Here is a 14,410-nt window from a genome sequence, read left to right as displayed (position 1 = left end):
TAATTAGTATTTTTTAATGTTGAATAATAATTTAAATTTTATTTTACATAAAAAAATGCATATGATTTAATTTAAATGGTTAAAAAATTTCAAAAAAAATACTGCCCCGAATGAGGCAGTATTGAATAAATAGGTTTGTGGTTATTAGTTTTTGATGAATCTCTTGGCATGGTCTCCAATCTGGATCATATAAGCTCCTTTGATAAGTCCGCTTACATTAACGCTGCCTTTTTCCAGTTTTCCTGAATTGATTAGTTTTCCACCCATATCGAAGATTTTATACTCTTCAGATGTCGTGTTTGAAATATATAATACATCTTTTACAGGGTTTGGATACAGTCTGAATCCGGCGATTAAATCTTTGGTGTCAGAAAGTTCTCCTCTGCCTGAAGAAACGATATTAAGCGTGTAGTCTTCCACCTGGCCATAAGTATATGAACCACATGAAGATGTCGGAACGGAGCTGTACTGCATCATTACTCTCATTCTTGTAGAGCCAATCGTTGCAGTGGCAGGAATCGTAATACTTCCCGTTACTGGAGTTGTCGTAGAGCCTGTTTTAGTCCATGCTAATTCTCCGCTGTCTGTAAAGTCACCGTCACCGTTATAATCAATATATACTGCGTAAGCTTCGCTGTAAACCGTTGAAGTCCACGTTGGAGTTACTGAGATGGTGTAAGCACTTCCTCTGGTTACATTGGTAGAAATTGATGTGAAGTTTTCATATCCGGCAGTCCCTGTTGAAGTATTGTTGATGGTTCCGAATTTCACATTTCCGATTCTTTCGTCCGAAGTATTGTTCGCAGAAGCAGAACAGTAAGTTACAGTTCCTCCTGTAAGAGTTGTTACGCTTACCGTGTTACTTGAAGGGGATACATTTCCTGCTGCATCTTTGGATTTAACAGTGAAGCTGTAAGTGGTTGCAGGGGTTAAACTTGTTACAGTATAAGTAGTAGATGCAGTGTTTCCAATCAGAGATCCGTTCATATACACATCATATCCTGTAACGCCTACATTGTCGGTAGCACCGCTCCATGAAAGATTGGTAGTTGTCGCTGTAGTTCCGGAAGCTGCAAGAGTAGGAGCTGTAGGAGCTACGGTATCTGTGCCTGAACCTGCATTAACGGTAATATTGGCATTGTTCACATCAAAGAAGATATGATTGGAGCCTTTTACCATAATTCTTCCTGTTGTAGTAGAGGAGTTTGGAATGGTTACAGCCTGAGATCCGTCATTAGGCGTTCCGGCAAGAAGGGTAGTCCATGTATTTCCGCTGTCAGTTGACCAAAGGATATCTACATTCGCTGCATTGACATTATTGGCAGTTGTTCCGGCTACGTTCCATGTAACGGTCTGTGAACTTCCTCCCGCATAAGATATGGCAGAGTTTTGGGAAGATACACTGAATGGTCCTGCCGTTGCGTTGACTGTAACCAATGCATCGTCGGAATTGTTTCCTGAACCTCCGGCTCTGTTGTCACGAACAGTGAATCTAAAGTTTAATGATCTGGCTACATTAGATAAAGCTTCTACTGTGATTTCGGAACCTGCAGTAGTGGTTCCTCCCGTTAAAATGGATGCCATTCTAGGGAAATATCTTATCGGAGAAGTTGTTGGGGTCCATGATCTGAAAGTAGGGCCTGATGCTTTTGTAGCGCTTGCTGCAGAGCTGGCTCCCGTTTGTGACGATGAAGCATTATCCATCTGTTCCCAGATATAGGTTAATGAATCTCCGTTGGCGTCGGTTCCGGTTCCTGTCAGCATAAATGGCGTTCCTTTTGGAATCGTATAGTCAAGACCGGCATTGGCTGTAGGAATGGCGTTTCCTGTAGAAGTGCTTACCGGACATGTTTTAGCTTTAATATTATTGGTAATCTGCTGAATGCTTACCGCATGGAAGAACGCATCTGAATGAGGCTGAACATCCTGGCCGGTAATTCCTGCATAGCCCATGATAGTTGATCCTGAACCCGGCTCCATATTGACTCCGGTGCCTTCATTGCCATGAGAGAAGGTGTGATTTCCTCCGAACTGATGTCCCATTTCGTGGGCTACATAATCGATATCGAAATTGTCTCCTGAAGGAATGGCATCTGCCGGAGAGGTGTATCCGCTTCCTTTTGAGCCGTTGGTACAGATACATCCGATGCATCCGGCGTTTCCGCCACCTCCGGAAGCTCCGAATAAGTGTCCGATGTCATAGTTGGCTTCACCAATCACTGAAGTCAGGGTGCTTTGAAGCTGGGAATTCCAGCTGCTCATTCCTGAAGCGGCAGAATAAGGATCTGTGGAAGCGTTGGTGTAGATTACCGCATCGTTGTTGGCGATCAGTACCATTCTTGCGGCAAAATCTTTTTCGAACACCCCGTTTACACGCGTCATGGTGTTGTTGATGGCTGCCAGTGCATTGGCTTTGGTTCCTCCGAAATATACTGTGTATTCTCCGGTAGTGGAAAGCGCCAGTCTGAATGTTCTTAGTTTGGCATCGTCTGCGTTGGGTCTTGCAGCGATATTGGTATTGGATACTCCTTTTTGAGCGACATCAATAACGGTACATTCGAATTTGTTGAGGTTGTCTTTTTTGTCTGATTTTCTGTATACTACATAAGACGAAAGGTCTTTAGCATACGGTTCGATGAAAACAGCAGATTTATCACCATAAATCTCCATGGAAGAAAGTCCGAGTGAAGAAATACTGAAATAAACTGTTGAATTGGGATCGTTAAGGCCTTCGCCTACATAAGATTTGATATCCGGATATTTCGCGGCAAGCTGAGGGTCGAAGTTTGAATTTTCCCTTACTTTAAAGTTTTCCATCTTCCCTTCAGAATTAGGGAAAGAAATGATGGTTTCTGATTTTTCTCCCGCAGCTAATCTTTTGGGAGCTTTGGCAAGTGCATTTTTTAATCCATCAAAATCTAAGCTGTAAATCTTCGGATTAGTGATTTGGGTTTTGTTTTCAAAAATGTCTGAAGGTGCTTTTTTTGAACCTTCGCTCCAGAGACGGTCAGTCTGCGCGAAAGAAATGCCCGTAATGAGAAGCATTCCAATCATGGATAATTGTTTTTTCATATTAATTATTTGTTTTGGTTGTGGAATATCAAAGCTAATAATTTTTATGTTACGAAAAACAAAATTATTTAAGAAAAATTTAGAGTATTCATTTAATATATTATGCAATACATTGAATATAATGAAAAATGTATTATCTCATAAAAAGAAAATAGCATACGCAAAATACGTATGCTATTGGTTTATTATAAAATAATTCTCAATCTGATTTTCAGGTCAGAACTTGAAAATGATTTCTTATTTTGTAATATCTCTTCCGATTACCATTCTCTGGATTTCTGAAGTACCTTCACCGATGGTGCATAATTTAGAATCTCTGTAGAATTTCTCAGCAGGGAAGTCCTTTGTATACCCGTAACCTCCGAAGATCTGTACGGCATTGTTGGAAATTCTTACACAAGCCTCAGAAGCGTACAATTTAGCCATTGCTCCTTCTTTGGTCATTTTTTGTTTGGCATTTTTCAAGGTTGATGCTCTTTGGATCAGAAGTTCAGCAGCGTCAATTTCTGTTGCCATATCAGCAAGCATAAAGTTGATCGCCTGGAATTCAGCGATTGCTTTTCCAAACTGGTGTCTTTCTTTAGCATATTTTAAAGCCGCTTTGTAAGCGCCTCTTGCTGTTCCTAAACTTAAAGCAGCGATAGAAATTCTACCACCATCCAGGATTTTCATAGCCTGCTTGAAACCTTCACCTACTTCTCCTAATCTGTGAGAATCCGGTACACGAACGCTGTCGAAAATAAGTTCAGCCGTTTCAGAAGCACGCATTCCTAATTTATTTTCTTTTTTTCCTGACGTGAAGCCCGGCATTCCTTTTTCCAGAACAAAAGCAGTAGAGTTGTTTTTAGCTCCTATTTCACCTGTTCTGGTCATTACTACGGCAATGTCTCCAGAAATGGCGTGAGTGATAAAGTTTTTAGCACCGTTGATCACCCAGTCATCACCGTCTTTTACAGCAGTCGTAGACATACCTCCTGAATCAGAACCTGTATTGTGCTCTGTAAGTCCCCATGCGCCGATCACTTTACCCGAAGCAAGCTGTGGAAGCCATCTGTGTCTCTGCTCCTCATTTCCGAACTCATAGATATGATTGGTACAAAGTGAATTGTGTGCCGCTACAGAAAGACCGATAGAAGGGTCTACCTGAGAGATTTCATCCAGAATGGTAACATATTCGTGATAACCCAGACCGGAACCTCCGTACTGCTCAGGAACTACGATCCCCATAAATCCCATTTCTCCTAACTGGTGAAATAAGTCTTTTGGAAATGTTTGGCTCTCGTCCCACTCCATAATATTCGGTCTGATATTTTTCTCAGCAAATTCTCTTGCTGTTTCCGCTATCATTTTAATGTTGTCAATAGTCTCTGTGTTCATATAGATAAAATAGTTAGTTCCCAAAGATAATTAAATTGACGGAAAGCCAAAAATAATTATTTAGCTCATAAGATCATATACGCAATATTTTAATAATCAATTTTTTATATTTTCATAATTAATGATTTTTTAATAAATTTTTCAGAACTTTAAGTGTTTTAATTTACTATTTTAGCCTCCCAATTTTTAAGGAATGAAAAAACTTCTACTACCTATTATTTTAATCTCCTCACTTATTTCTGCCCAGGCTCCGGCGGGATATTATGACGGAACAGTGGGACTTAGCGGTTATGCGCTGAAGTCTAAGTTGCATGATATTATTGCTGAAAAGAATGTCAACTGGCACTATGGCGACTTGCAGGAATATTATAAACAGACAGATTTAGATGTTTATTACGATCATAATAGCACCAACAATCCTTCCAATGGGAACTACATATTATTAGATATTTACTCAGAAATTCCGAACGGACCAGATTCATATGAGTACAACTCCACACAATTGCAGGGATCAGGTTCTATTACAGGAGAAGGAATCGCGTGGAACCGGGAGCATATGGTTCCGCAAAGTACATTCAGTACAGGAAGCATCAGTAATTATCCTATGTATTCTGACTTGTTTTATGTAGTGCCGGTGGATGCCTGGATCAATCAGAGAAGATCCAATTACCCTTATGGTGTAGCGGGATCAACGGTTTATTATAATTTTACCAATGGTTCAAAGATAGCCAACGATGCAACTCCGGGCTTGGCTTATACAGGACGTGTTTATGAGCCAATCAATGAATTTAAAGGAGATGTTGCCAGAGCATTGCTGTATTTTGCGGTAAGATATGAAGGAAAGCTGAACGGGTTTAATCATAATGCAGGAACTACTCCGGCCAATGACGAATCCCAGTTGGATGGCACGGAAGAACGTGCTTTTGAACCGGCTTACATTACAATGTTAAAACAGTGGAATACTTTAGATCCTGTTTCACAAAGGGAAATAGACCGAAATAATACGGTGTACAGTATTCAGAAAAACAGAAATCCATTTATTGATAATCCGGGTTGGGTGGATTTAATCTGGTCTGAAACTCCTGATGCAAATGCGCCTTCTGCCCCGATAAACCTGTCGGTAGCTCAACAGAATGCCAATTTTGTCAATTTAAGCTGGACGCCAAGTGCAGATACGGATATTTTAGGATACAAAATTTATATGAATGGTGCTGCAACGCCTATTGCTACTACTAAAAGTACCAGTATCTCTATTGATAGGCTGACTCCGTCAACAACGTATACTTTTACGGTAAAATCTTATGATAAAGGATATCTGGAATCTCCAATGAGTAACGTTGCTACGGCAGCCACCATTGCTTCAGACGGTTTTTCAAAGGATTTAATGATTAGCAAATATATTGAAGGAAGCGGCAATAATAAAGCGATAGAAATTACCAATAAAACCGGACATGAAGTTAATCTGAATAACTACAATCTGAATATTCAGTTCAGCAGTGGAACCAGTTATTATTTCTCAGACAGTTTTCAGCTTGAGGGTAAAATTGCCAATAATCAAACATTTGTTGTTTTAAACCCTAATGCAGCATTCACGTGTTATACCAATTCACAGGCTAAATTTGTTACGGCTTCCACTCCTATGACATATACAGGAAGTCAGTATGTAGAATTAGCCTATAAGGGTTTTGGGACTGTGGATGCAATCGGTTTGAAAAGTACGGCTAATGCAAACGGTAATCTTTCTCTTTACAGAAAAAGCACAGTCACCCAGCCGACAAGTACGTTTACTTTAAGTGAATGGGATTCTTATGCGATCAACTACTGCCAGAATCTTGGAGGAACTTTATCTACGACTGATCTTATCACTTCAAATAAAGAGTTTAAAATATATCCGAACCCGGTTCATGATGATCTTTTCGTGAGCGGAGAAACTCAGGAAATTAAGATGGCTCAGGTACTGGACGTTTCAGGAAAAATAATTTACACTGAAAAAAATCCGTTCAGGAACAAGAAGAATATTTCTCTTCAGAATCTTTCTGCAGGTTTTTATTTCTTAAAACTTGATGAAAAAGTGTATCAGTTTATTAAAAAATAACTGAGCGGCAAGAGCCCATTTGGGTCATTTTAGGCTTTCGAATTTTTATTTTTTTCGTTAAAAAGCTTATAAACAATACATAATTGATATAAGCAGATTCACTAATAATCAATATCTATAAGTGTTTCTGCTTATATTTTTTATTTATAAGTAATTATGCTTATATTTGCATAATGATAGCGGTCATAACCGGTGATATTATAAATTCACAGCATGCAGACACGGAAGTTTGGATCACCAGACTCAAGAATCTCCTGGAAAATTGGGGAAGTTCACCGCTCGCATGGGAAATCTACAGAGGAGACGAGTTCCAGTTTAAGTGTAGCATTGATGAAGTGTTCTGGCGTTTTCTAGCCATAAAGTCCCTCATAAGAAGTCAGGAAAATTTAGATGTAAGAATTGCTATAGGCATTGGGGAAGAGAATTTTTCCTCTGAAAAAATCACCGAATCCAATGGAACAGCCTACGTACATTCCGGACGACTGCTCAACGACCTTAAGAGTGACGGACACACCGTTTCTATAAAAACCTCCAACGAAGCTGTAGACCGGGATTTAAATATTCTCCTGAAATGGTCTTCCAAGGATTTCGACAGCTGGACGGTAGCCACGGCAGAGATCATTCACGAAATGATCATGAACCAGGATATCACACAGGAAGATCTGGCTAAGAAATTTGCCATCTCACAGTCCTCCGTAAGTCAGAGGCTGAAACGCGCCAACTACGAACTTATCGTAGAAACTAATCAATATTTTAGAAAGAAAATCTCAGAACTGTAAGCATGATCTTTACTAAACTCATATTGGCACATCTATTCGGAGATTTTATTCTTCAGCCAGATTCTTGGGTTGCAGATAAAGAACGCCGTAAGCTGAAAAGTCCGTATTTGTACCTTCATGTTCTGATTCATACCATTTTAAGTTTTGTTTTCCTTTGGAATACAGACCTCTGGTGGGTTTCTATTTTGGTGGGGATCACGCATCTTATCATTGATGCCTCAAAACTGATCTTTCAAAACGTAAAGAATAAAAAGAGATGGTTTTTCATTGATCAGATGCTGCATATTCTTGTAATTCTGGGAATCTCATTCTATTTCAAAGAATTCAGTTTTAATTTTCTGAGCAATCAGGAAGTTTTAAAAATTGGGATGGCGGCATTATTTCTGTCAACCCCTGCATCCATCTTTATCAAAATATTATTGTCTTCATGGACTCCGGTTCCGGAGACACAAAGCAGTTTACAGACCGAATCGCTGTCGAGTGCAGGAAAATATATCGGAATACTGGAACGTCTTCTGGTGTTCACGTTTATTATGGTGAATCACTGGGAAGGCGTAGGTTTTATGGTGGCTGCCAAATCGGTTTTCAGATTCAGCGATCTGGCACAGGCTAAACAGCGAAAGCTTACGGAATATGTATTGATCGGAACACTGCTGAGTTTCGGATTAGCTGTTTTAACAGGAATTTTAATTAAGTAATATAAAATAAATCTAACTAACAAGAATTTAGAAATGGAAAAGAAAGAAATGTTGTACGAAGGTAAGGCAAAACAGGTATTTGCTACCGATAATCCTAATGAAGTAGTAGTACGTTTTAAAGACGACGCTACAGCATTTAACGCTCAAAAAAGAGGGTCTGTTGATTTGAAAGGCGAAATGAACAACGCGATCACCACTCTTATTTTTGAATACTTAAATGAAAAAGGGATTAAAACTCATTTCATCAAACAATTAGACGAGAGAGAGCAGCTGGTAAAAAAAGTATCTATCATTCCATTGGAAATGGTGGTAAGAAACTACTCTGCAGGAAGTATGGCTCAAAGATTAGGAGTGGAAGAAGGAATTAAATCTCCGGTGACCATCTTCGATATCTGCTACAAAAAAGACGAGTTGGGAGATCCGCTTATCAACGATCACCACGCCGTTTTTTTAGGAGCAGCAACCTATGAGGAATTGGATGAAATGTATGAACTGACTTCTGATATCAACGAAATCCTGATCGACCTTTTTGATAAAATGAACATCATCCTGGTTGATTTCAAAATTGAATTAGGAAAAACGGCAGACGGGGAAATCATCCTTGCTGACGAAATTTCTCCTGATACATGCAGACTTTGGGACAAAGATACCATGAAGAAACTGGATAAAGACAGATTCAGAAGAGATCTTGGAGAAGTGACGGAAGCTTACGTAGAGATCTACAACAGACTGAAAAATTTACTTGGTAAGTAAATTGGAGAAGTTAGAAGTTAGATATTAGAAGTTAGTATGAAATCGCACAGGATAGAAGATTTGAAGGTTTGGAAGAAATCGATGGCTTTGGTAAAAGAAGTTTATTTAGTTTCTGCAGAACTTCCAGCTGAAGAAAAATTTGGTCTGCTGTCTCAAATCAGAAGATGTGCCGTTTCAATACCTTCTAATATTGCTGAAGGAGCTGGAAGAAATAATAAGAATGAGTTCTATCAATTTCTTGGAATTGCATTTGGTTCTACCTATGAACTGCAAACTCAATTACAGTTGTTAATAGATCTGGATTTTATTTCTGAAGCTAAAGTAGTACCTTTAAAAGAACTTTTAGCTGAAATTCAGAAGATGATATACTCATTAAAAGAAAGTTTAAAATTATAATTGAAGTTGACTTAGACTAATTTCTAACATCTAATATCTAACTTCTAATTTAGAAAAAATAGAAATGAAAAGTTTAGACATTCATAAAAGTGAATATTTAAAACAGTTTAGAGGCCAGACCTACGGGAGGAATCTTTTCAGAACGCAGGAAGAAGAAAGACTGGATGCTCCCAATGAGGAGTGCGGAATCTTCGGACTGTACTCTGACAATGATCTGGATACGTTTTCGCTTTCACAGTTCGGACTTTTTGCCCTCCAGCACAGAGGACAGGAAGCCTGCGGTATTTCCGTTTTAAAAGACGGGAAAATCACGAACATGAAAGATGAAGGACTGGTTTTAGACGTTTATAAAGAAATTCAGGAACCTGAGGCTTTTATGGGAAATTCTGCAATCGGGCATACCCGTTATACCACTGCAGGAGACAAAAAGAAGTATAATTTCCAGCCGTTCTTCGCGAAAAACGAGTACGACCAGATTATTCTTTCTATAGCGCATAACGGTAACCTTACCAATGCGAGAGAATTAAAAAATGAACTGGAAGCTGAAGGCGTTGTCTTCAGAGCTACTTCCGATTCTGAGGTTATTTTAAGATTGATCCAGAAAAATCTTGACTTAGGACTTCGTGGAGCTATCAAAGCTACCATGGAGAAAATTGAAGGTGCTTACTCCGTAGTGGGAATGACGAGAAATAAATTCTTTGCATTCAGAGACTTCAACGGGATCCGTCCGTTGGTTTTAGGAGCTGTTGATGAAAATACTTACGTGGTAGCTTCCGAATCTGTTGCTTTGGATGCTGTAGGCGCTCAGTATGTACGTGATATCCTTCCGGGAGAGATTATTTATACCAATGAAAATGAGCCTGGAAAACTTCAGTCTTATATGGTGAATGAGGGAAGAGGGAAGCAGAGAATCTGTTCTTTTGAATACATCTACTTCGCAAGACCTGACTCTACACTGGAAAACATCAACGTATATGAAATCAGAGAAAAGTCCGGTGAAAAGATCTGGGAGCAGGCTCCTGTAGAAGCGGATATCGTGATCGGGGTTCCTGATTCAGGAGTTCCGGCTGCCATAGGTTTCTCAAAAGCTTCCGGAATACCTTTCCGTCCGGTTCTGATCAAAAACAGATACATCGGAAGAAGTTTCATCGTTCCTACACAGGAAATGAGAGAAAGGGTAGTAAACCTTAAGCTTAACCCGATTATTTCAGAGATCAAGGATAAAAGAGTAGTGATCATCGACGATTCTATCGTGAGAGGAACTACTTCCAAGAGATTGGTGAAAATATTGAAGGATGCAGGTGTGAAAGAGATCCACTTCAGAAGTGTTTCTCCTCCTATTATTGCTCCGTGCTACTTAGGAATCGATACTCCTTCAAAAGATGATCTGATTTCGGCCAATATGACGACAGAAGAGCTTAGAGATTATCTGGGTGTAGACTCATTAGAGTTTTTAAGTACAGAAAACCTGAAAGAAATTTTAGGATCTTCCAACCACTGTTTCGGATGTTTCACAGAAGAATATCCGGTAGAAAAAGGAGAGGAGATAGAATTATTTAATTAATCATCTGCGATTCGAAATAAAAAAGAAGAAGCCAGGCATTGAGTCTGGCTCTTTTTGTTTTTATAAATGTATCAAAAGCTTAATATTCCTTTATCATACAGTACAGGGGCAAATTCTAAATTTGTTTCCTTAAACTGTAGCAAAATGAAGAACGTATTTTTAACCGGTGCTTTTCTGGTACTGACCCAATGGTATTCCTCTCAGACTTTTGATAATCAGGCGCATCGTGGCGGAAAGTCCCTGTATCCTGAAAATACAATTCCGGCCATGAAGAATGCCCTGAAAATGAATGTAACGACGCTGGAAATGGATCTTGCCATCACAAAAGACAAAAAAGTAATCCTTTCCCATGATGCTTTCCTTTCCCCTGAATTAATAACAAAACCGGATGGAACCTATATTCCGAAAGACTCTGGATTTTACTATAAAATTTATGATATGTCCTATGCAAAGATTCAAACCTTTGATGTAGGCTCAAAGAAACTTGACCGCTATCCTGACCAGAAGAAGATGAAGGTTCAGAAACCGCTCTTCGAAGATGTAATAGATGCCTGCGAGGCGTATTCCCGCGAATTGAAAAGACCTTTGCCATTTTATAATATAGAAACCAAAACACGTCCTTTTTCCGACAATATATTTCATCCGGAACCTAAGGAATTTGTAGATCTGATGATGAAAATTATTGTCAAAAAAGGCATTCAGGACAGAGTAATTATTCAGTCGTTTGATCCCAGAACATTGGAAATCATTCATAAGGAATATCCTAAGGTCATGACCGCTCTGTTGGTAGAAAAAGTGGATGATAAAAAGATAGTTCAACAGCAGGCTCATTTCGAAAATATACCCGCTGACAAATTCAAAGAATATCCGAATCATTTGAATGGTGTAGCCGGAGATATGAAATTTCTAAGTTTTATCCCAACCATTTACAGTCCTGATCACACCCTCGTTACTTCAAAATTGGTACAGGAATGCCATGCCTTGGGCATGAAAGTGATCCCATGGACCGTCAACACAAAAGAAAGATTAAAAGAATTAAAAGACATGGGAATAGACGGTGTGATCAGCGATGATCCGAGGATATTTGAATAACCGGTAAAGAGGTTTGAGAGTGGGAGTGTTTTAGGGTTTGAGCGTCAGACTGTCGTAGAGTTTGAGAATTTCGGGATGCGCATAATCTAATACACCAGAAAAGGTTGAATGAATGACAAATACCTGATGGCTAAGAATCTCGAAGCCCCCAGTGATAATATCTGATATCTGAAATCTGGTGTCTGACATCTATCATCATCAAAAAACGAAAGTCCGGACTTAAATAATTTAAATCCGGACTTTACTATAGGTTAAATAATTGATTGTCTCTTATTAGAACTTGTAATTCAGACCCAACTGAAACGCTCTGTGGTTCAAAGGTTCTGTACCTTCAGGCTTTTGGTTTCTCATATCCGTAAGACTGTTGATGTATCTTGCGTTGATGCCCAGGTTTTGAGTGATATCATATCCAAGACCTAAACCTAATCCTAAGTTAAACTTGTTAACATTATCTTTGTTGATGTCTTCAGAGTTAGATACCGACTGAGTGGTCGTAATACCACCTGTTGTCGTAGAAATCGTGCTGTCTCCGGAGTTTTTCCCGTTGATGAAATAGCTGAATTCAGGACCTGCCTCTACATAAAATCTTTCAGTAGGTCTCATTTGTACCATTAAAGGAACTGAAATATAGTTCATGGTAGTTTTGTACTCGCTTTTCGTTTTAACGTTCGTAGCACCCGTAGTTACATCTGTAGATGAGATCACGCTTCTGGCTCCTAACTGGTTATATAAAACCTCTGGTTGTAAGCTGAATTTCTGAGAAATTGGAATATTAACTAAAACCCCGGCATGGAACCCGACTTTCTGGTTGTTAAGGCTTAATTTCTGCTCACTGAAGTAAGAAGAGTTTCCCCCTGCTTTGATACCAAATCTGATCGGTTGTTTTTCTTTTTTAATAGGTTCCGGAGTTACTGTTTTTGTTTCCTGAGCAAATGTCATCATGCCAGCAGTAACTGCCAACCCTAGAAATAACTTCTTCATAATTTTATTTTTTAATTTTACTGTTGTACTTCGTGTCCGGTTTTTCAATCAGACTTGAATTATTTTGCAAAATGCTTGCCAAACTCGGAAAATCCTTATTTGAAGGGCTTTAGGAAGGGTTTTGGCTGTTGTCTTTTCTCTTCTTTTAACGATTTTTTATGAAAAATTATATTATGGAATTCAATTTTTTGGTCGGGATTTTAAGCTAAAACGCATTTATGTTGATGATTTAATATCGTGTTAAACCGGAAAAAAATAGACAAAAAAGGATAAGATAATTGATGAAAATATTTAAGCTTTTATTTTCCTTAAGAATGAAGTAGAAAAAGCAAGCCATATACATTGATGTCATATTGAAGGCGCAAACATTTTATCGGAGATAAAATGTTTAGTTTTATTTCTCGATTGCTGAGAGAACTGGAGCTCAGTGTAAGGCGACCTCTTAAAGAAACATAACAATCCCAGATACTTTATAGTATTAAAACTCTGCAGATCTGATTTTCACTTCTTTTAAATTACTTTTAAAGGTAACAGACACAAATAAAAGAAAAAGAATCTGACACATAAGCATCCAGTTGCCGATAATCCAGTAAGAGAAATAATTAGAATTCGGAATTATACTTCTAAAACATAATATAAAATTGTGAACGACATCAATTATAATAATTATGAAAGTCAGCCAAATTCCAGTTTTGGGCTTGATGATTAATAAGATGGCGGCAATGGGATCAATAAAAGTCAAACTATCCCAAAAAAATCTGGTAAAAAACGGCGCATTATAATTTTCCGACAAAAATCCATTATTAATTATCCAAATTAGATGTGTAGTCATGCCACTTAGCATTGCTATACTTTGCATAATTAGGATCGTTTTTATTTTTATATGAAGTTTGGCGAAAAGCATCGTATTTATTTTAAAATCATTCTACTTAATTTACACTTGCTTATAATAACACCATTAAAAATGGCGTAAATCATTGTTAAACTAATAATTGTGGGTAAGCAATAATGCTTCTACTTCAGGATAAGGACTCTTACCAATTAAATGAGTTAATATACTGATAAAAAAAAACTTTTATCCATTAGAAGTAAAAACACATTTTTCTGTTAACTGTTCTGATAACAAAAAACCAGATAGCATCATACTCCCTAATACCAATGTCCCATTTATTGCCTATAAAAATGCCGGACCTCTAAAAAGATCCGACATTAACTTGAAAATAATAAATCGCTATTTGAATTTATATGCTAAACCAATCTGAAATGCATTATTTCTCACTGTATCTGAATTGCTATACTTATATAGATGTCCGTAATACCAACTGTAAACCTCGCTGTTACCGCAAGATTTTGAGTGAAATAATATCCCGCTCCAATCCCGATTCCGAAATTGAATTTATTGAATACGGACTTCGCAATTTTATCATAATAACTCTGTGTACTGCTTGATCCGTCTATATTTCTGGTTTGAGTAAAGTCACCTTTGCTTCTTCCACCCAACAGAAACCCGAATTCAAGACCTGCCTCTACATATTTAAGGAAGTCTATTATAAATCAAAAGACCAGGCTTAAACGAATAAACCTGACCTTTTGTAAAATCTCT

At 38.2% G+C, this 14,410-nt stretch carries 11 protein-coding genes; 7 read left to right on the top strand and 4 right to left on the bottom strand.

What is annotated here, in order from left to right:
* Window positions 1-144: 144 nt before the first annotated feature.
* Together BM143_RS11235 and BM143_RS11230 are read right to left on the bottom strand one after the other, a co-directional pair.
* On the bottom strand, window positions 145-3,072 hold the full coding sequence (locus tag BM143_RS11235) for a reprolysin-like metallopeptidase (protein ID WP_090024579.1): 2,928 nt from the start codon (window positions 3,070-3,072) through the stop codon (window positions 145-147).
* Between the two features lie 237 nt (window positions 3,073-3,309).
* The gene (locus BM143_RS11230) at window positions 3,310-4,449 is read right to left on the bottom strand and encodes an acyl-CoA dehydrogenase family protein (RefSeq protein ID WP_034730182.1); all 1,140 of its coding nucleotides are present in this window, start codon (window positions 4,447-4,449) and stop codon (window positions 3,310-3,312) included.
* A 193-nt stretch (window positions 4,450-4,642) separates the two neighbouring features.
* Here BM143_RS11230 and BM143_RS11225 point away from each other — a divergent pair, with 193 nt between their 5' ends.
* The 7 genes from BM143_RS11225 to BM143_RS11195 all read left to right on the top strand — a co-directional run bounded on the left by BM143_RS11225 (window position 4,643) and on the right by BM143_RS11195 (window position 11,826).
* Window positions 4,643-6,544 (top strand): endonuclease, encoded by a 1,902-nt coding sequence (locus BM143_RS11225; RefSeq protein WP_090024578.1) that lies wholly within the window; start codon window positions 4,643-4,645, stop codon window positions 6,542-6,544.
* A gap of 173 nt (window positions 6,545-6,717) precedes the next feature.
* Window positions 6,718-7,323 carry a SatD family protein gene (locus tag BM143_RS11220; protein ID WP_034730188.1) on the top strand — a complete coding sequence of 202 codons (606 nt, stop codon included), beginning with the start codon at window positions 6,718-6,720 and terminating at the stop codon, window positions 7,321-7,323.
* 2 nt (window positions 7,324-7,325) lie between these two features.
* Window positions 7,326-8,021, top strand: coding sequence for a DUF3307 domain-containing protein (locus BM143_RS11215; RefSeq protein WP_090024577.1), 696 nt, complete (start codon window positions 7,326-7,328; stop codon window positions 8,019-8,021).
* A 33-nt stretch (window positions 8,022-8,054) separates the two neighbouring features.
* On the top strand, window positions 8,055-8,774 hold the full coding sequence (purC, locus tag BM143_RS11210; protein ID WP_034730194.1) for a phosphoribosylaminoimidazolesuccinocarboxamide synthase: 720 nt from the start codon (window positions 8,055-8,057) through the stop codon (window positions 8,772-8,774).
* A 36-nt stretch (window positions 8,775-8,810) separates the two neighbouring features.
* Window positions 8,811-9,170 carry a four helix bundle protein gene (locus BM143_RS11205; protein ID WP_034730197.1) on the top strand — a complete coding sequence of 120 codons (360 nt, stop codon included), beginning with the start codon at window positions 8,811-8,813 and terminating at the stop codon, window positions 9,168-9,170.
* A gap of 64 nt (window positions 9,171-9,234) precedes the next feature.
* A complete protein-coding gene (purF, locus tag BM143_RS11200) occupies window positions 9,235-10,734 on the top strand; it encodes an amidophosphoribosyltransferase (RefSeq protein WP_090024576.1) in 1,500 nt (499 codons plus the stop codon).
* 144 nt (window positions 10,735-10,878) lie between these two features.
* Window positions 10,879-11,826 carry a glycerophosphodiester phosphodiesterase family protein gene (locus BM143_RS11195; protein WP_090025002.1) on the top strand — a complete coding sequence of 316 codons (948 nt, stop codon included), beginning with the start codon at window positions 10,879-10,881 and terminating at the stop codon, window positions 11,824-11,826.
* A 273-nt stretch (window positions 11,827-12,099) separates the two neighbouring features.
* On the opposite strand, the gene BM143_RS11190 is transcribed toward BM143_RS11195, so the two are convergent.
* Together BM143_RS11190 and BM143_RS11180 are read right to left on the bottom strand one after the other, a co-directional pair.
* Window positions 12,100-12,807 carry a porin family protein gene (locus BM143_RS11190; RefSeq protein WP_051891324.1) on the bottom strand — a complete coding sequence of 236 codons (708 nt, stop codon included), beginning with the start codon at window positions 12,805-12,807 and terminating at the stop codon, window positions 12,100-12,102.
* A 1,275-nt stretch (window positions 12,808-14,082) separates the two neighbouring features.
* Window positions 14,083-14,307, bottom strand: a complete 225-nt coding sequence (locus tag BM143_RS11180; RefSeq protein ID WP_167375278.1) for an outer membrane beta-barrel protein — start codon at window positions 14,305-14,307, stop codon at window positions 14,083-14,085.
* Window positions 14,308-14,410 lie beyond the last annotated feature (103 nt).

The organism is Chryseobacterium oleae (assembly GCF_900115055.1).
In the GTDB taxonomy this organism is placed as follows: Bacteria; Bacteroidota; Bacteroidia; order Flavobacteriales; family Weeksellaceae; genus Chryseobacterium; species Chryseobacterium oleae.
The sequence above is the reverse complement of the archived record's forward strand: the minus strand, read 5'-3'. Positions and strand labels throughout refer to the sequence as shown.